The organism is Arthrobacter sp. AG258 (assembly GCF_004364695.1).
In the GTDB taxonomy this organism is placed as follows: domain Bacteria; phylum Actinomycetota; class Actinomycetes; order Actinomycetales; family Micrococcaceae; genus Arthrobacter.
This window is the reverse complement of the sequence record NZ_SOBI01000002.1, coordinates 520,585-537,955: the sequence shown is the minus strand read 5'-3', so window position 1 is coordinate 537,955 and position 17,371 is coordinate 520,585. Positions and strand designations below refer to the sequence as shown.

Annotated in this window: 15 protein-coding genes and 2 tRNA genes; 10 read left to right on the top strand and 7 right to left on the bottom strand. The window is 66.7% G+C overall.

All coding sequences use genetic code 11. The features are described from left to right. The first annotated feature begins 42 nt into the window (after nt 1–42). From DFO47_RS05715 to DFO47_RS05705, 3 genes are all read left to right on the top strand, one after another. Nucleotides 43–116: transfer RNA gene (locus tag DFO47_RS05715), tRNA-Met, on the top strand. A gap of 145 nt (nt 117–261) precedes the next feature. Continuing rightward, nucleotides 262–335, top strand: a tRNA-Met gene (locus tag DFO47_RS05710). A 136-nt stretch (nt 336–471) separates the two neighbouring features. Further along, complete coding sequence (locus DFO47_RS05705) at nt 472–1,404, top strand: cytochrome b/b6 domain-containing protein (protein WP_018760257.1); 933 nt, start codon at nt 472–474, stop codon at nt 1,402–1,404. Here DFO47_RS05705 and DFO47_RS05700 read toward each other — a convergent pair. The 3 genes from DFO47_RS05700 to DFO47_RS05690 all read right to left on the bottom strand — a co-directional run bounded on the left by DFO47_RS05700 (nt 1,394) and on the right by DFO47_RS05690 (nt 5,870). Continuing rightward, complete coding sequence (locus DFO47_RS05700) at nt 1,394–2,833, bottom strand: deoxyribodipyrimidine photo-lyase (RefSeq protein WP_133830991.1); 1,440 nt, start codon at nt 2,831–2,833, stop codon at nt 1,394–1,396. The two genes, DFO47_RS05705 and DFO47_RS05700, sit on opposite strands and share 11 nt — an antisense overlap. An 88-nt stretch (nt 2,834–2,921) precedes the next feature. Next, nucleotides 2,922–3,710, bottom strand: coding sequence for a PspA/IM30 family protein (locus DFO47_RS05695; protein WP_018760255.1), 789 nt, complete (start codon nt 3,708–3,710; stop codon nt 2,922–2,924). Between the two features lie 108 nt (nt 3,711–3,818). Next, nucleotides 3,819–5,870, bottom strand: coding sequence for a TPM domain-containing protein (locus tag DFO47_RS05690; RefSeq protein WP_133830990.1), 2,052 nt, complete (start codon nt 5,868–5,870; stop codon nt 3,819–3,821). A 282-nt stretch (nt 5,871–6,152) separates the two neighbouring features. Between DFO47_RS05690 and DFO47_RS05685 the strand changes: the two genes are divergently transcribed. From DFO47_RS05685 to DFO47_RS05670, 4 genes are all read left to right on the top strand, one after another. Next, entirely contained in the window at nt 6,153–7,754 is a 1,602-nt protein-coding gene (locus DFO47_RS05685; protein ID WP_133830989.1) for a trypsin-like peptidase domain-containing protein, read from the top strand. Nucleotides 7,755–7,979: 225 nt separating this feature from the next. Continuing rightward, nucleotides 7,980–8,771, top strand: a complete 792-nt coding sequence (locus DFO47_RS05680; RefSeq protein ID WP_018760252.1) for an electron transfer flavoprotein subunit beta/FixA family protein — start codon at nt 7,980–7,982, stop codon at nt 8,769–8,771. Between the two features lie 12 nt (nt 8,772–8,783). Beyond that, the gene (locus tag DFO47_RS05675) at nt 8,784–9,731 is read left to right on the top strand and encodes an electron transfer flavoprotein subunit alpha/FixB family protein (RefSeq protein WP_133830988.1); all 948 of its coding nucleotides are present in this window, start codon (nt 8,784–8,786) and stop codon (nt 9,729–9,731) included. 4 nt (nt 9,732–9,735) lie between these two features. Further along, a complete protein-coding gene (locus DFO47_RS05670) occupies nt 9,736–10,515 on the top strand; it encodes a PIG-L deacetylase family protein (RefSeq protein ID WP_133830987.1) in 780 nt (259 codons plus the stop codon). 67 nt (nt 10,516–10,582) lie between these two features. Here DFO47_RS05670 and DFO47_RS05665 read toward each other — a convergent pair whose 3' ends face one another. The 4 genes from DFO47_RS05665 to DFO47_RS05650 form a co-directional block, all read right to left on the bottom strand. Next, nucleotides 10,583–11,422: an anti-sigma factor gene (locus tag DFO47_RS05665; RefSeq protein WP_018760249.1), complete on the bottom strand. Its 840-nt coding sequence runs from the start codon at nt 11,420–11,422 to the stop codon at nt 10,583–10,585. A 10-nt stretch (nt 11,423–11,432) separates the two neighbouring features. Continuing rightward, nucleotides 11,433–12,041, bottom strand: a complete 609-nt coding sequence (locus tag DFO47_RS05660; RefSeq protein ID WP_109863770.1) for a sigma-70 family RNA polymerase sigma factor — start codon at nt 12,039–12,041, stop codon at nt 11,433–11,435. 208 nt (nt 12,042–12,249) lie between these two features. Continuing rightward, the gene (locus DFO47_RS05655) at nt 12,250–12,717 is read right to left on the bottom strand and encodes a tRNA (cytidine(34)-2'-O)-methyltransferase (protein WP_133830986.1); all 468 of its coding nucleotides are present in this window, start codon (nt 12,715–12,717) and stop codon (nt 12,250–12,252) included. A gap of 23 nt (nt 12,718–12,740) precedes the next feature. Further along, entirely contained in the window at nt 12,741–13,676 is a 936-nt protein-coding gene (locus DFO47_RS05650) for a J domain-containing protein (RefSeq protein ID WP_133830985.1), read from the bottom strand. A gap of 177 nt (nt 13,677–13,853) precedes the next feature. On the opposite strand from DFO47_RS05650, the gene DFO47_RS05645 reads away from it, so the two are divergent. The 3 genes from DFO47_RS05645 to mnmA all read left to right on the top strand — a co-directional run bounded on the left by DFO47_RS05645 (nt 13,854) and on the right by mnmA (nt 17,192). After that, on the top strand, nt 13,854–14,549 hold the full coding sequence (locus DFO47_RS05645) for a hypothetical protein (RefSeq protein ID WP_133830984.1): 696 nt from the start codon (nt 13,854–13,856) through the stop codon (nt 14,547–14,549). 117 nt (nt 14,550–14,666) lie between these two features. Then, nucleotides 14,667–15,896 carry a cysteine desulfurase family protein gene (locus tag DFO47_RS05640; protein WP_133830983.1) on the top strand — a complete coding sequence of 410 codons (1,230 nt, stop codon included), beginning with the start codon at nt 14,667–14,669 and terminating at the stop codon, nt 15,894–15,896. 162 nt (nt 15,897–16,058) lie between these two features. Then, entirely contained in the window at nt 16,059–17,192 is a 1,134-nt protein-coding gene (gene mnmA, locus DFO47_RS05635; RefSeq protein WP_133830982.1) for a tRNA 2-thiouridine(34) synthase MnmA, read from the top strand. The last annotated feature ends 179 nt before the right edge of the window (nt 17,193–17,371 follow it).

Genomic DNA, 17,371 nt, shown 5'->3' with positions numbered 1-17,371 from the left:
ATTTGGCCTCCGGTTCACCTCCCGGTAAAGTAGTTCTTGCGACGCGGGGTGGAGCAGTTCGGTAGCTCGCTGGGCTCATAACCCAGAGGTCACAGGTTCAAATCCTGTCCCCGCAACTGGAAGAAGGCCCGAACATTGGGAACAATGTTCGGGCCTTTTGCTTTGCCCGCGCGACAGCGCAGAGCCTTTCGGGAGGCGTGCCCCGGTGGTGCTCAGGGTGGTCGGGATCGCCGCAAAAGTAGGGTAGTGTTGATCAAGCGACGCGGGGTGGAGCAGTTCGGTAGCTCGCTGGGCTCATAACCCAGAGGTCACAGGTTCAAATCCTGTCCCCGCAACTTATGAAGGCCCCGCCGGCAGTTACGCCGGCGGGGCCTTCTTTTTGCCTGGATGCGCATAGTTCCTAGTATTCTCTTTCGAGGACCCCACGATCCGTGGGCAGCCATACGCCATTCTTGAGAGGTATGTTGTTCGATGGCCACACCCACGAAGAAGCCCGGCGCCGCGACGGGTAAGCGGTCCCGGCTCTATTGGGCGGTTCCCGCCGTCCTCGTGGCACTGGTCCTGGCAGTGCTGGCCGCCAGGCTGCTGATGGGACTGCCGGCCGTTGCATCGTTCGTGGCCGATTACCCGGGCCAATCTGAACTGCCGGCCTCCGCCCCTGTTGGGTTCCCGGCGTGGCTCGCCTGGCAGCATTTCCTGAACGGTTTCTTCTTGCTCCTGATCATCCGCACCGGATGGCAGGTGCGGACCACCACCCGTCCCAGCGGGCATTGGACCCGCAACAACAAGGGCTTGATCCGTACCAGGAATGCGCCCACCAAGATCAGCCTGGAGCTCTGGTTCCACCTGACCCTTGATGCCTTGTGGATCCTGAACGGGCTGGTCTTCGCTGTCCTGCTGTTTGCCACCGGCCAGTGGATGCGCATTGTCCCCACGAGCTGGGATGTCGTTCCCAATGCCCTCTCTGCCGCGCTGCAATACGCGTCGCTGGACTGGCCCACGGAGGATGGCTGGATCAACTACAACGCGCTGCAGCTCCTGGCCTACTTCGTCACTGTTTTCATTGCGGCGCCGCTGGCATTCATCACCGGCCTGCGGATGTCCTCCGCGTGGCCAAAGAAGGCAGCCAGGCTCAACAAGGCCTACCCGATTGAATGGGCGCGTGCCGTCCACTTCCCTGTGATGATCTACTTCGTCGCCTTCATCGTGGTCCACGTCTTCCTGGTGCTCACCACCGGCGCGCTGCGGAACCTGAACCACATGTACGGTGTCAGCGACGACGACGGCTGGTTCGGCTTCTGGGTCTTCCTTGCCTCGGTCGCGGTCATGGCGGCCGCCTGGTTCCTGGCGCGTCCGATCTTCCTGCGCCCCATCGCGTCCCTTATGGGCAAGGTCAGCCGCTAGCCTCAGAGTCCTTGAGCTGCTGGTAAGTGTTCAGCGCCCGCTCCCGTGATTCCGGCAAGTCCACGAGCGGTTCCGGGTAGCCTTGGACCCCTGACTTCCAGGGTTCATGGATGGCTTTGCCGTCCAGCTCCGAAAGTTCGGGGATGAACTCGCGCAGGTACCTTCCGTTGGCGTCGAATTTCTTGCTCTGCGTGACGGGATTAAAGATCCGGTAGTACGGTGAGGCATCGGCGCCGGAACCCGCCACCCACTGCCAGTTGGCCGGGTTGTTCGCGGCGTCCGCGTCCACCAGGGTGTCCCAGAACCATTCCTCGCCGATCCGCCAATCTGTCAGGAGGTTCTTGACCAGGAAGGATGCGGCCGCCATCCGGACGCGGTTGTGCATCCAGCCCGTCTGCCAGAGCTGCCGCATGCCGGCGTCCACCAGGGGATAGCCCGTGTTTCCGTGCTTCCACGCCGCAAGTTCCCGTTTGCCTGGCGACCCCCACTGAAACTTGTCGAACGCCGGCCGGAAGTTTTGGGTGGCCAGGTCCGGATTGTGGTACAGCAGATGCCAGTTGAACTCGCGCCAGCCCAGTTCCGAGCGGAATGTTCCGACGTCGGCAGGGATTTTGCGGGGGTGGCGGCGGCGGATCTCGCGCCACACGCGGAACGGGCTGATCTCGCCGAACCGCAGGTATGGTGACAGCCTGCTGGTGCCATCGGTGCCGGGAAGGTTCCTGCCCGTGCCGTACTCCTCGATGGGGCCGTCCAGGAACTCCTCCAGGCGGTGTGCTGCGCCCTTTTCGCCCGGCTCCCAGGCCTCGGCCAGGCCGCCGCTCCAGTCGGGGGAAGTGGGCAGGAGGGCCCAGCTGCTGAGCGTGTCTGAGGCGGGCAGTCCGCGGCCGGACGGAGCAGGCCCCGGCAAGGTCCCAGGTGCCTCCAGGGGGTCGCGGATGTCCGCCGCGGCCAGGCAGGCCCGCCAAAAGGGGGAGTAGACCTTGTACGGGCCGCCCGCGCCCGTGGTAATGGTCCAAGGCTCGAAGAGGAGGTTGGCCTGGAAGCTGGCGGCTTCGATGCCGTTGCTTCCGGCCCAGTCCTTGAGCCCGGCATCAATGGTCCGCTCGGGCTGGCCGTACCGCCGGTTCCACAAAAGATGCGTCGCCTTGGTCCGGGCAGCCAGGTCCTGGATGATGCCCGCCGCGGCACCGCGGCGCAGTACCAGCCGGGAACCTTTGCCTTCCAGGTCCGCTGCCAGGGCCACCAGGGAATGGTGCAGCCACCAGCGGGCAGCACCACCCAGCGGGCGTATTCCTTCGGACTCCTCGTCGAGGATATAGACCACCGTCATGGGACCGCCCAGGCGTGCCGCGGCGTCCAGCGCCGGGTTGTCGTCCAGGCGCAGGTCGTCGCGCAGCCATACCAGGGACGTTTGTTCAGTGGATGCCATACCACCACGCTACACACTGGAGGCAAGACAATGGCCGGGACACCGGTCCCGGCCATTGTCTTGTTCCATGCAGCGGATATCCCGCAGGTCAGAGCTTGTCGAAGTCGGCTTCGTCCACCGTGGATCCGGACGTTGACGCCTGGCTCCCTGCGCCGAGGGCAGGCTTGCCCCCGGCCTTCAGCGCTGCCAGCCTGGCTTCGATCTCCGTCTGCTCTCCCAGGTCTTCCAGCTGGTTGAACTGTGCATCGAGGCTGGACGCGGCAAGTTCCTCCTGTCCGCGGACCTTGGCCTCCTCGCGGCGGATCTTCTCTTCGAAGCGGCCGACTTCGCTGGTGGGGTCCATGATGTCGATGCTCTTAATGGCGTCGTGCACCTGCGACTGGGCAGCGGCGGTCTTGGACCTGGCGACGAGTTCGTTGCGCTTGCTGGTCAACTGGTTGAGCTTGTTCTTCATCTGGTCCAAGCCCACCTTGAGCTTGTCCACGATTTCGCGCTGGGAGGCGATGCTCGGCTCAGCGCCCTTGGCTTCACTCTCGGCCGCCATCTGGCGCTGCAGGGCAACCTTGGCCAGGTTGTCGAATTTCTCGGCGTCGGCCACATCGCCGGCGGCGCGGAATTCGTCAGCCTTGCGGGAGGCGGCGAGGGCTTTGTTGCCCCAGTCCTGGGCGTTCTTGATGTCCTCGTTGTAGTCGTCCTCGAGCATCCGGAGGTTGCCGATGGTCTGGGCCACGGCGGATTCGGCCTCTGCGATGTTGTTCGTGTAGTCGCGGACCATCTGGTCCAGCATCTTCTGCGGATCTTCGGCGTTGTCCAGCAAAGAGTTGATATTCGCCTTTGCCAGCTGTGCGATCCGGCCGAAAATGGACTGCTTAACCATGGTGTTTGCCTTTCGTCCTGCTCTGTGTTGACCCACTGGAACCGGTGCACAGTGGTGTACTGCTGTTGTCCGCCGGCCGGATTGCTCCGGTCTGGGCCGGCGGAGGGTCTAGAAGCTGCCGGAGTCGCCGCCGCCGAAGTCTCCGCCGCCGAAGCCGCCGGAGTCTCCGCCCCAGCCGCCACCTCCGCCGGAGTCCCCGCCCCAGCCGCCACCGCCGCCCCAGCCGCCGTGGCCGCCGTTCAGGATGGAGTTGATCAGGATGCCACCGAGGATGGCACCGCCCAGGCCGCCGCCACCGCCGCCGCCGAACATGCCGCCACGGCCGAAGCCCTGGTTGGCGTAGCCGTCAAAGTGGTCAACGTCTGCCTGGGCCAGTTGTGCTGCCTGCGCCGCCAGGGCGTGGGCCTGCTGTGCATAGGTCAGGGCCGTGACCGGATCTGTCCGTGCGATGGAGAGGGCGTAGTCGAGGTTGCGCTGGGATTCGGCCAGTCGGGTCCGCGCCTCGGTGCCAACGCCGCCGCGCCGCGCTGTGATGTAGTCGGAGGTTGCGCTGATTTGGGCTTGCGCGGACATGATGGTTTGCTGCAGGGATGCCTGGGCGCGCCGCGCCTGCTCCTGCTGGTCCCGGATGCCGGTCAAGGCCTGGTCCAGGGTCTGGTGCGCGCTTTCGACCCGTTGCAGGGTGGCGACAGGATCGATCTTCCCACCCTGGATTTCGCTCTTTACCTGGGCAAGGGCCGCTTCCACCGCAGCCACGGGGCCCGCCAGTTCGGCGTGGGTTCCGGACTGGATCATGGCCTTTGCCTGCGCCAGGTCCTGCGCCGTGTCCACCACCGCCGTTTCGACGCTGTTCCGGGCTTCATCGAGGCTCGCGGACAGCTTGGAGATGGCGTCCAGCAGGACATTGGTTTGGTGCAGGCTTTCCTCGGCTGCGCGGACTGCCACGGCAGCGAGGCTTTGCTCGCCCCCGTCCAGTTTCTGCTGCGCGGTTGCCGAGGCGTTCTGCACGAAGGCCAGCCGCTCCTTGGCCTGGACGATGTTGTCAGAAACCTGTGTCAGCGCGCTGTCCGCGTACTTGGACCGCATTTCGGCAAGCGACTGCTCGGCCGTGGAAATCTTGGCGTCCGCTTCCCGGGCTCCGGCATTGACGGCCGCGAGGGCCTGGGGCGCGTTCTTTTCCAGTTCACGCAGTGAGTCGAAGTCCGCTTTCTGCTCCTGCAGGGAGGCCAGGGCGGCCTCGGACCGGCGGATAATCTCGCCCAGCCAGGTGCGTTGCTGTTCTTCGGTGTCCGGGATGTGGTCATCAAGCTGCTGCTGCAATTTGAAGGACTCGCCCATGTGGGCTTTGGCTTCCCCCAGCGCTTTGGTGAAGTTCCCCACGGCGGAGTCGCCGTACTGCGCCTGGGCGAAGCCGAGTTCCTGTTCGCTGGACTTGATGGCGTCATCAGCTTCGATCAGGAGGGAGCCACTCTTGCGGCGGAGTTCGTCCACGCTCAGCGAAGCCAATGGGTCCAGCTCGGCACCTTGGGGGCCGTAGCTGCCCGTGGAGGCCTGGGCTGCGGCCTTCTTCCGGCGGTTCCGGTAGTACAGGTAGGCGCCGCCGCCTGCCACGACGACGCCGGCTCCAACCAGAACCGCGGCGCCCGCACCGTCACCGGAGGACACACTGCCGCTGCCGCCATTGGCGGCGTCGCCGATTGCTGAGGCGGTGTCGATGGCAGCCTGCGCATAGTCCTTCTTGCCCCCGGCCAGGTTGGCGGTGACTGCGTTTTGGCTGATGTTGGCCTGCTTGGACCGGATGGGGCTGCTCGAATTCGTGACGAAGTTGAACTTGCCGTCATCAACAGCAATTGCCAGGACGGCGTCAGCCCTGCCCATGGTCCTCAGCTCAGCTACTTTCTGCGTCCACTGGGCCGGATCGGTCGGGTTGGTGAAGGTTTTCACCGTGACCACGTACAGGTTGTACTTGTGGTCTTTCAGGAGCTTCTGGATGGCGTCCTGGACTTCGCCCTTCCGGCTGCCCAGGACGTTGGCATTATCAACAATGTTCGTTCCGGAGGGAATGGTCACCGGGTCTTCGGCCCAGGCCGCGCCGGCGGGAATCGTGAGCAGCCCGGCAAGGCCGATCACGGCGAGGAAACGTTTGAACTTTGACCGCATGTGCAACCCTTCAGCACGCCTGACACCGACTCGGGACGAATCAGTCGTCGAATCCAGCAGCGCCCCCACGCTTGGTGTGAAGCCGCAGGTCGCTGTGGCAATTCATCTTGATTCTATGGTGCACCCCACAGCCAGTCCATGCGGCCGAATATGCCGCCAGCGAAACACATTGCGGGGTTCTATGGGAACGCCACGACGTTCAGGAAGCTTTCAGCAAACATCCGAGCTTGTTCCAGCGGGACGGGTCATAGTTAATGGCAGACAAGGATGAAAGGAAGTCCCATGACTGAGAATCACACGCCAGGACCGGTCCCGGAGGGCAGCGCGGGCAGCCGGAACCCCTGGCAGCAGCAGGACCCGCAGCAGCCCGGAGCCGGCCCGGCGGACACTCAGTCCGGGGGCGGGGGCAATGCCGGCCACGAGCAGGGACAGTACGGTGCCGCTGACCAGCAGCACAACCCCACGGAACGGCTGGACCAGCCGCAGGCAGCACGCCAGGACCACACCCAGGAGCTCCCCGGCGCTCCCCGCCCCGTTTACCCGCAGCGCCAGCCTTTCTACGGCCAGTCCGGATACTACGGCCAGCAGCAGAACGGCCAGCCAGGCCAGGGCGCGGGGCCCGGTATGCAGCACGGAAGTGTCGGCCTGGCGCCCAATCCCAAAGATGCTCCGCGCCGGAAGGCGACCTTCGGCATCGGCACCCTCATCGCCAGCATCCTCGCCGCTGGGCTTGTGGGCGGCGGCGTGGCAACGGTGGGCGCAGGTGAACTGTTTGGAAACGCCGGCTCCGGCACCTCGGCGGTGGGTGGCAGCAACCAGCCGGGAACGGTCATCGTGAATAACAAGGATGACGTCAACGCCATTACAGCCGCCGCCGTGAAGGCTTCCCCCAGTGTGGTTACCATCAGTGCCACCAGCGGCAGCTCCGGTGGCACCGGGTCGGGCATCGTCCTTGACGACCAGGGACACATTCTCACCAACACCCACGTGGTCACGCTGGACGGCCAGACGGCCAACGCCACCCTTGAAATCCGCACCAGCGACGGCAAGGTCCTTCCCGCGAAGCTCGTAGGCACGGACCCCTTGTCCGACCTCGCGGTGATCAAGGTGGACGACACCTCAAGCCTCACTCCTGCAACCCTGGGGGATTCCTCCAAACTCAACGTGGGTGACACCGCCATCGCCATCGGTTCACCGCTTGGGCTGACCGGGACGGTGACGGATGGCATCGTGTCCACGCTGAACCGGACCATCAGCGTGGCATCGTCGGCAGCCCCGCAGGGCGGTGACAACAGCCAGGGCGGTGACCAGGGCTTCCAGTTTGCGCCTCCGGGCGGCGGACAAAGCCAGCAAAGCTCGAGCCAGGGATCCATCGCCATCAACGTCATCCAGACCGATGCAGCGATCAATCCCGGCAACTCCGGCGGCGCCCTCGTCAACAGCAAGGGTGAGATCATCGGCGTGAATGTGGCCATCGCGTCCGCAGGCTCCGGCACCTCGACGTCCCAGAGCGGCAACATCGGCGTCGGGTTCAGCATCCCGATCAACAACGCCAAGCGCGTGGCGCAGGAGATCATCGACAACGGCAAGGCCTCCCATGGCCAGCTCGGTGTCAGCGTCAAGGCGAAGAGTACCTCCGGTGCGTCCTCGGAATTCTCGGTAGGCGCCGACGTAGCCACGGTTGACGCCAGTTCGCCGGCAGGGAAGGCCGGGATCAAGGTCGGCGACGTCATCACCAAGTTCAACGACCTCAGCATCGGTGAACCGAACCAGCTGACCGCGGCGGTCCGCGAGCAGCCGGCAGGTTCCACGGTCAAGATCACGGTCCAGCGCGGCGGCAAGGAGCAGACCTTCGACGTCACGCTCGGCGCGGCAGCCAGCTGACACGCCCAAGCCATCACGACGGCGGCGTCCCCACCCAGGGGGCGCCGCCGTCGGCATGTCCGGCGCAACGGAAAACCTGACACAGGCGTTAACGGAAGAGGGCGCCCGGACGCGCCGATATGGTTAGCTAGGAGCTACCCGCCTGCCGGGCATTCCGCGGCCATGACCCACCCGGCTGGCTGTCCACAAGCATGGAAGGCTGCTGTAAACACAGTGGAAGAGACATTGAAGATCGTAGTCCTGGTCAAACATGTACCGGACGCCCAGTTCGACCGACACCTGGGTGGCGAGGGCAACACCGCGGACCGCGACGAGAGCATCCTGTCCGAGCTCGACGAATACGCCCTGGAAGCTGCCCTGCAGCTTGCCGAGGCCCGAGGCGGAAGCAAGGCCGGCAACCAGGTCATTGCCCTGAGCATGGGCCCTGCCGGGGCCGTCAACGCCGTAAAGAAATCGCTGCAGATGGGCGCCACCGAAGGCGTCCACCTCACGGACGACGCGCTCGCCGGCTCGGACGCGGCTGCCACCTCGCTGGCGCTCGCGGCGGCGGTCCGGCACCTGGGCGGCGTGGACCTGGTCCTGACCGGGATGGCGTCCACCGATGGTGAGACCTCGCTGGTCCCGGCCCAGCTGGCGGAGCGGCTCGGGCTGCCGCAGGTGACCTTCGCATCCTCGCTGGAGGTCGACGGCGGCCGGCTCACTGCCCGGCGCGACGCCGACACGTCATCGGAGACCGTGGAAGCAGCACTGCCCGCGGTCGTGTCCGTCACGGACCAGATCAACGAACCCCGGTACCCCAACTTCAAGGGCATCATCGCGGCCAAGCGCAAGAGCATCACCACGCTCTCCCTCGCAGACATCGGCGTGGACCCTGCCCAGGTTGGCTTTGCAGGGTCGTGGACCACCGTCACCAGCGCCGAACAGCGGCCGCCGAGGACTGCCGGCACCATCATCACCGACGAGGGCGACGCCGGCATCAAGCTGGTTGACTTCCTGGCCGCCCAGAAGCTGCTCTAAGGGGACAACGACATGGCAAAAGTACTGGTATTCATCGACAACCCCGGAGCTTCGCTCAAGAAGAGCAGCCTGGAGCTGCTGACCCTGGCTCGTTCCCTGGGGGAGAGCACCGTCGCGGTCAACGGAGACCTTTCCGACGACGTCGCCGCCACCTTCGCGGAATACGGTGTGGGCACCGTCCTGCACCCGTCGGCCGAGGACCTGGGTGACTTCCTCGTAGCGCCCAAGGCAGCCTACCTGGCCGCGGCGGCAGAGGCAGCCGGAGCCGGGATCGTGCTGCTGGACAACTCTCCGGAAGGCAAAGAGATCGCGGGGCGGCTGGGCATCCGGCTCAACGCCGGCGTCATCACCGACGTCGTCGCCGTGGACCCGGACGGTACCGCGCACAAGTCGGTCCTGGCCGGCTCGTACAACACCTCCTGCAAGGCCACGACGGCCGTTTCCGTGCTCACGCTCAAGGCCAACAACGTGGTTCCGGAACCCGCACCCGCACCCACGACGCCCGAAACGGCGACCGTGGAGGTGCCCGCCGTCGCCAACGCTGCCCGCATCACTGCCCGCGAGCAGAAGGTGGCCAGCGGCCGCCCTGACCTCACCGACGCCCGGATCGTCGTTGCCGGCGGCCGCGGCATGGACGGCGACTTCGGTCCCGTCGAGGAGCTGGCCGATGCCCTCGGTGCCGCCGTAGGAGCTTCCCGCGCAGCCACCGACGCCGGATGGATCAGCCACGACGCACAGGTGGGGCAGACCGGCAAGACCGTTTCCCCGCAGCTGTACATCTCGGCAGGCATCTCCGGTGCCATCCAGCAGAAAGCCGGCATGCAGACGTCCAAGGTCATCGTCGCCGTGAACAAGGATGCCGAATCGCCGGTCTTCGAGATCGCCGACTTCGGCATCATCGGAGACGTCTTCGATGTCCTGCCCCAGGCCGCAGCCGAGATCAAGAAGCGCAAAGGCTGATCCGTTGACTGCTTCCAGCGAGCAGGCAGGGAGCCCGTTCAACCCGGAATTGCACCGGGTTGGGCGGGTGCTCTGTTTTGCGGCCCACCCCGACGACATCGACTTCGGCGCAGCGGGCACCATCGCCGCGTGGACGGCTGCGGGGGTGGAGGTGAGCTACTGCATCATGACCGACGGCGATGCCGGCGGCTTCGATCCTGCCCACCGCGCGGACATCATCGCCATGCGGGACGCCGAGCAGCGCCGGGCAGCGGAGCTGGTGGGCGTCACTGACATCCACTACCTCCATCAGCGTGACGGCTACCTTGAGGCCTCCCACGAGGTGATGAAAGGCGTTGTGCGGCTGATCCGCGAAGTCCGCCCCGACGTCGTGCTCGCCATGCACCCTGAACGGAACTGGCAGCGGATCCAGAAGAGCCACCCGGACCACCTGGCAGTGGGGGAGGCGGTGACCCGGGCCGTGTACCCGGCACTGGAGAACCCCTTCGCCTATCCCGAGCTGGCGAAGGCCGGGCTGGAAGCCTACAAGCTGCCGTGGCTCTGGCTTTATGCGGGACCGGGTGAACGGGAAAACCACTTCGTCGATGTCACCGACCAGGTTGACGCGAAACTCGCCGCCATCCATGTCCACGTCAGCCAGCACCCCGACGTGGAGGCCATGGAAGCCACCGTGCGCCAGGGCATGCGCACCAACGCCGCGCGGGCAGGAATGCCGCGCGGGCGCAGTGCCGAGGCCTTCCACGTGGTGGCGGTCAACGGGCCGGACACCATCGCCGGCTTCTAGGACGCAAGAAGCCCCCCGTTCCGATTATGGGAACGGGGGGCTTTTGGCGTTGGTCGCCGGTGCCGGGTCAGGCGCCGAGCGGTGCCGCCGCAACCGTCGGCAGCGTGGGCGCTTTCGAACCGCCGGACGGTTCAACGGTGATGCCCAGCGAAGCAGCCGAATGGATGCCTTGGACCACGGCAGGTTTGGAGAGTGCCTGTTCGTCCATCAGGCCCTGCGACACCGGGGCGGAGCCGTCCTTGGGAATGAGCCACATCTGGTAGACCTTGCCCGCCGGTGGAGCGGGCACGCCGCTCATTTTCACCACGGCGGCATCCTCTGACGCGGAGATCAGCACCGTCGCCTTGCCGCCGCCTTGAACGTTGACGGACGCCTCGCGCAGGTCCCCGGCACGCACGACCTGGTTGACGGGATCATTCTGGTCGGCCAGGTAGGCGCCCACTCCCACGCCGCCCAGCGCAATCGCTGCCGCGGCTGCCACGCCCACCAGCCAGCGCCTGGTGCCGGACGGACGGCGCTCCGCCCTGCGCTTGCGGGCCTCGGCGAGTTCGTCGGTTGGTTCTGGCGGTTTCACCGCGCCTACGGCCGGGGGCGCGGCGTCAGCACTGGTACGGCCGCTGCCCGCGGGAAGCTGGGCCACAATCCGTTCGAACAGGTCCGACGGCGGCTCCTCCTCCGCGCGGAAGGTGCGGGCCAGCGTCTCCCGGGACTGGCGGACACGCTCCAGGAAGACGAGGCGCTCCGTTTCCGGTGCGGTGGACATGTAGTGGTCAATCGCGTCGCGTTCGTGCTCCGTGACCGCGTCAAGGGCGTAGAGTTCGGCGAGGTCGATGGCACGGCCTGCGGCAAGGTCCATGGCGACGGTGTCGCCAAAGGCGCGCGAACGGTCGTTGCGGCTGTTGTCCATGTCGTTCAATTCAACTCACCCCCAGACAGGTCTTCAATCGGATCAGTCCATCGCGGATGCGGGACTTGATGGTGGGAACAGCGGCATTCAGCCGTTCGGCGACTTCCCGATAGGTCAGGCCGCCGTAGTAGGCCAGGCGCACGGATTCCTGTTGTGTTTCGGTCAGCGTCTCCAGGCAGCGGACCACCGCCTCGGCCTCGAGCCGGCTTCCGACTTCGTCGGAGACGCTGTCGTGGTCGATGTCCTGGGTGCTGGCGCCGTATTTCGCTTCACGGTCCGTGGAGGATTGCGAGGACCGGACCTTGTCCACCGCCCGCCGGTGGGAGATGGTCATGAGCCACGACAGCGGGCTCCCGGCCTGCGGATCGAACTTGGCCGCGTTCTGCCAGACCTGCAGGAAGACTTCCTGCGTTGTGTCCTCGCTGAGTTCGGGGTCGATCAGGACCCGGCGTGCCATGCCAAAAACCCGGCGGGACGTGAGTTGGTAGAACTCGGCAAACGCGGCCTGGTCCCCGCGGGCGACAGCGGCAAGCAGGGTCGACAGCCGCTGGCTGATGTCGGCTGGGGGATCGGTCACCGCGGCGGAGCCTTCGGGATTCGGCGCGTTGGGAGTTTCCATCACTTCCAAGCATAAGTCTCCGGCGGGAGATTCCCGGGCAGTGCCGCGGCTGTTGCGGTGTTCGCGCCTGGAATGCGCCTCGAGTAATGTCACCTGCCGCTCCTTGCTCCGCTTGAATGTGTTTCAAAAGGCATTCGGAGCCGTGCGGCAGCCGGATGGGATCGACGAAAAAAGAGTTCGGTCCCGGTTGTCCCCGCCGGGCGGGGTGCTAGAGCTTGGCCCCGGCGAAGCCCTGCTGGCGCCACGCTTCGTAGACGGCAATGGAGGCGGCGTTGGCGAGGTTGAGGGAGCGGAGCGCCGGGAGCATGGGGAGGCGCACTGTTGCGGTCACGTGGGGGTCGGTCTTCAGCTCGGCAGGCAGGCCCACGGATTCGCTGCCGAACATCAGGACGTCCCCGGGCTGGTACGGGATGTCGGTGTAACTGGTTGTACCGTCCGAGGTGAAGGCGTAAACCCGCTCCGGCTTGAGCTGTTCCCAGGCGTCTTCGATGCTCCGGTGGACGGTCACCACCGCGAGGTCGTGGTAGTCCAGGCCTGCACGGCGCAGTTTGGCATCGGAGAAGTCGAAGCCCAGGGGTTCCACGAGGTGCAGTTCGGCGCCGGTGATGGCGGCAAGGCGGATGGCATTGCCGGTATTGCCGGGAATTTCTGGGGCATGGAAGAGGATGCGGAACACGTCCCCATCCTAGCCAACCGCCGTCAGTGCATGCCGCGCAGCAGCCGGGCCAGGACCGGCACGTTCACGGTGTTGGGTGCCGGTCCTGCGGCAAGGAACTCCTTCAGGCCGCGCACCAGGCCGGCCGCGTTGACGATTTGGACCGTTTCCATGGGCCCTGCCGGGCGGCGGTGATGGTCGATCACCGGCTCATGGAGGTTGCCATCCGGGCTGAACACCACGGTCCACCCCGTGACGTTCAGTTCCGGAAAGATGTCCTGCATCGACCACACCACCCGGGCAAGCTGCGGGGGCGCCACGGCACGCCCCCCGTGATTGAGGGTGCGGCCGTCCCAGGCATAGGCGCCCTTGGGCAGGAGCATCGAGTTGACCAAGGCGAGGCGGTAGCCGGACAGGACGGCGTGGTCGATGTGGCTGTTGTCCGCCGGCGACTGCAGGCCGTTGATGAGCCGGGCCGCGGGGATGGCCGTCAGCACCTGGCGGGAGAGGAGCTGCACCGTGCGCATTTCACGCTGGATCCGGGCCTCGGCGCCGAAGATTCCCCTCTTCCGGGGCATCCCGTGGACCTGCTGGCCGGCCTGCTCCAACGGAATCAGCGGGATCTCGCCGCTCCCTTCGTAAGGCGGAACGTAAACCGGAGGGTCCCCGGCCGTGTTCCGCCCGCCGCCCGGTCTGCGGACTGTGGCGGACGCCCGGCTGCCTGCCGCGGGGGCATCGAAGTGGGCGCCGGCGTCGGCCGGCGCGGCGCCCGCCCCGTAGGACCGGTCGTAGGCCTTGCGGCGCTGCGGATCGATCAGCGTCTCGTACGCAGCGGTGACCCGGCGGAACGTTGCGGCATCACCCCCGTGGTCCGGGTGGGCAGACCTGGCTGCGCGCCGGTACGCCACTTTGATCTCTTTTTCAGTGGCTGTGACGGCCACACGGAGGACCTGGTAGTGGGAGCTGCTGCTCTCGGTCAAGCAATCGTCCTGTTCTTCAAGCGCCACGGGGAAAGCGAAGTGCCCGCCCAGTCTAGCCAGCCCGGATGGTCGGCCTGCGTTGTCAACGAGCGCCCGGGGTGCCGGGGTTCCCCGCGGCCGGAGTTTAGACTCGTGGATGCACAGCCGAACACCGGCTGCAGGGGATGCGGGGTGGAAATGGGTTTTCCGACGACGGCCGTGCCGGCGGGCCTGGGATGGCGTCTGGGGGTGCCGCTGGCAATGGCAGCGCTCGGGGCAGCGCTGCTGGCCGGCTGCAGCGTGGGTGTCCGCGACCCTGCTGCCCCGGAAACGCCGCCAAGCACGCCGGCCCTGTCCACCCCAACGATCACCCCCGGCCACGACGCCGCGGCAGTGGCAGCCCGGGACCTGCCCTTTGCGGCCGGGGGCACCCTGGCCCCGGGCGTTCCGGTGGGCATCTCTGACGAGCTGCAGCGTGCACCGGGGTGGAAGCCGGTCACGAAGGACGTATCCGGTGCAAGCCAATACGCCAAGGCTGACGGTTGCGTGGTCGCGGCCCGGGTCAGCACGGGGCAGGGCCCGCTGGTCCGTGGGGACGACCGGGAGTCCACCGTGGCCCTGTTCCAGTACCTGGACGCCACCATCCAGCCCTCGTATTTGACGACGGAAACGTTGCAGTGGGGCGGCAGCGTCGAAGAGCCCGGCAAGAGCGTCGAGGTCCTCGTGCTGGAACCTGCCGCGCACGGCGGAAAGCCGACCGCGGTTCTTGCCAGGGTCTTCGGCACTGCTGGCTCGTCGGCCTACATCTCCGTTTCCTGCCCGGATCCGGGGTCACTCGCCGCCGCCCGCAAGGATGTGGCGCGCTACCTGCCCCTGGTGCCGCCGTCGGCCTGAGCCGAAGCGGGGGCGGACCGAGACTATGACCTGGCCGGTGAGCTGACGGCTGCCGCCATCGGGGCGTCCGAGGTTGGTGCCCGGGGCTGCCGCGGCCGCGAGCGCTAGAATTGGACAGTGCCCGCCTACCTCGACCACGCCGCCACCACGCCGCTCAACGGTGCGGCCCTCACCGCACTGACGCGTGAGCTGGCACGTACCGGAAACCCGTCATCGCTGCACGGTTCCGGCCGCCGGGCCCGCCGCGCCGTGGAAGACGCGCGCGAGACCATTGCCGCGGCCGTCGGGGCACACCCGTCAGAAGTGATCTTCACCTCCGGCGGCACCGAATCGGACAACCTCGCGGTGAAGGGCTTGTACTGGTCCCGCGTGGCAGAAGACCCCAGGCGGCGCCGCATCCTCTGCTCCGCCGTCGAGCATCACGCGGTGCTGGACACCGTCGAATGGCTTGAGCGCCACGAGGGCGCGGCTGTTACCTGGCTGCCCGTGGACCGCGAGGGTGTGGTGGATCTGGTTACCTTGGAGGCGGAGCTGGCACGCGACCCCGGCAGTGTTGCCCTGGTGACCGTGATGTGGGCCAACAACGAAGTAGGCACCATCCAGCCCGTCCGCCGCATCGTGGAGCTGGCCCACGCGGCCGGCGTGCCCGTCCACTCCGACGCCGTCCAGGCATTCGGTTCCCTGTCCGTGGATTTCAAGGAATCCGGCCTCGACGCAATGTCAGTTTCCGGCCACAAGATCGGCGGCCCTGTCGGAGTGGGTGCGCTCCTGCTGGGCCGCTCGGTCACATTGACGCCGGTGCAGCACGGCGGCGGCCAGGAACGCGACGTCCGCTCCGGGACGCTGGACACTGCGTCCATCGCGGCCTTCGCCGCCGCTGCGGAATCCGTTGCAGCTGCGTTGCCCGCCGAGGGGGCGCGGATCGCTGCCCTGCGTGACCGCCTTGTGGACGGCATCCGCGAACGGGTTCCCGAAGCCGTACTCCGTGGTGCGCCCGGTGACGGCCGGCTGCCCGGCAACGCGCATTTCACTTTCCCTGGCTGCGAAGGGGATTCGCTGCTGTTCCTCCTGGACCTGGCGGGCATCGAATCGTCCACCGGCTCTGCCTGCACCGCGGGCGTCCCGCGGCCCTCCCACGTGCTGCTGGCCATGGGCCTGGACGAGGACACCGCGCGGGGAGCCCAGCGGTTCAGCCTGGGACACACCTCCACCGAGGCCGACGTCGATGCCCTGCTTGCGGCACTGCCCGAGGCTTATGCACGTGCACGCCAGGCCGGAATGGCCGGCCACGAGTCCACCATCCAAACCGCAGGTACCGTGGCACGGCAGGCACTGCACGGCAGCTGATTCCGCAGGGCGCTGGTGCCCTTGGCGGGTTTGCCGGGTCAGGTCCCGGCGGCCAGGGGCGATTTGCGCGGGTCCGTAGAATGGATAGGCGAAGATCGTTTCGCCCGCCCGGCCTTGCCGCCCGGGCCCCGGTGAGCAAGCGTCCCCCAACAGAAAGCCAGCATGCGAGTACTAGCAGCCATGAGCGGCGGAGTTGATTCCGCCGTTGCCGCCGCCCGCGCGGTCGAGGCCGGGCACGACGTCGTCGGCGTCCACCTTGCCCTGTCCCGCATGCCCGGAACCCTCCGCACCGGCAGCCGGGGCTGTTGCACCATCGAAGACTCCCGGGACGCTTGGCGTGCCTGCGACGTCCTCGGCATTCCCTACTACGTCTGGGATTTCTCCGAGCGCTTCAAGGAAGACGTCGTCCAGGACTTTATCGACGAATACGCCGCCGGCCGCACCCCCAACCCGTGCATGCGGTGCAACGAACGGATCAAGTTCGCCGCCCTGCTGGAGAAAGCCATTGCCCTGGGCTTCGACGCCGTATGCACCGGCCACTACGCCAAAGTGATCGAGGACGCCGACGGCAACCGGGAACTCCACCGCGCAGCCGACTGGGCGAAGGACCAGAGCTACGTCCTCGGGGTCCTGACCCACGAACAGCTCAAGCACTCGATGTTCCCCCTGGCCGACACCCCGTCCAAAGCCGAGGTCCGTGCCGAAGCGGAACGGCGGGGCCTCTCCGTCGCCAACAAGCCGGACAGCCACGACATCTGCTTCATTCCGGACGGCGACACCGCCGGCTGGCTCGCCGAGAAAATCGAGATGACCACAGGCGACATCGTGGACGAGTCCGGCGCCAAGGTGGGGGAGCACCCGGGAGCCAACGCCTTCACGGTGGGCCAGCGGCGCGGACTCAAACTGGGTACCCCCGCCGCCGACGGCAAGCCCCGCTTCGTCCTGGAAATCCGGCCCAAGGAGAACAAAGTGGTCGTGGGTCCCGAAGCCCTGCTGGCCATCGACGAGATCCGCGGCATCAAGGTCTCCTGGGCGGGCCTTCCCATTTCCGAGGTGGACTCGGGGGCGGAATTCAACTGCCACGCCCAGGTCCGTGCGCACGGGGATCCCGTACCCGCCACAGCCTGGATGGAGCCGGCCCGGGACGGCGCTGCCGGCAGCCAGCTGATGGTCCGGCTGGAGGCTCCGTTGCGCGGTGTGGCCCCGGGCCAAACCGTGGTGCTGTACCAGGGCAGCCGCGTGCTGGGCCAGGCCACCATCGACGCCGCACGGTCCCTCCAGCGGGCCGCGCTGTAACCCTGCCGTTCCCTGGACCGCCGCGGTTCCACCGTGGCGGTCCTTTGCTGTGCCCAGGGCCCGCCGCCTGCACGATTCCGCATCGCACTGCCGGGTAACTATTGAGAAAATATTGTGTTTCAACTCACAGAAATGGCCGTCTCGAGGGCTGACTCTCTGATTGAATCAAGGGATCAGCA

Coding starts and splice junctions, on each gene's coding strand:
- DFO47_RS05695 (WP_018760255.1), bottom strand. CDS start 3,710: ATGGTTAAGCAGTCCATTTTCGGCCGGATCGCACAGCTGGCAAAGGCG.
- DFO47_RS05665 (WP_018760249.1), bottom strand. CDS start 11,422: ATGGACAACAGCCGCAACGACCGTTCGCGCGCCTTTGGCGACACCGTC.
- DFO47_RS05660 (WP_109863770.1), bottom strand. CDS start 12,041: ATGGAAACTCCCAACGCGCCGAATCCCGAAGGCTCCGCCGCGGTGACC.
- mnmA (WP_133830982.1), top strand. CDS start 16,059: ATGCGAGTACTAGCAGCCATGAGCGGCGGAGTTGATTCCGCCGTTGCC.
- DFO47_RS05645 (WP_133830984.1), top strand. CDS start 13,854: ATGGGTTTTCCGACGACGGCCGTGCCGGCGGGCCTGGGATGGCGTCTG.
- DFO47_RS05705 (WP_018760257.1), top strand. CDS start 472: ATGGCCACACCCACGAAGAAGCCCGGCGCCGCGACGGGTAAGCGGTCC.
- DFO47_RS05685 (WP_133830989.1), top strand. CDS start 6,153: ATGACTGAGAATCACACGCCAGGACCGGTCCCGGAGGGCAGCGCGGGC.
- DFO47_RS05690 (WP_133830990.1), bottom strand. CDS start 5,870: ATGCGGTCAAAGTTCAAACGTTTCCTCGCCGTGATCGGCCTTGCCGGG.
- DFO47_RS05700 (WP_133830991.1), bottom strand. CDS start 2,833: ATGGCATCCACTGAACAAACGTCCCTGGTATGGCTGCGCGACGACCTG.
- DFO47_RS05675 (WP_133830988.1), top strand. CDS start 8,784: ATGGCAAAAGTACTGGTATTCATCGACAACCCCGGAGCTTCGCTCAAG.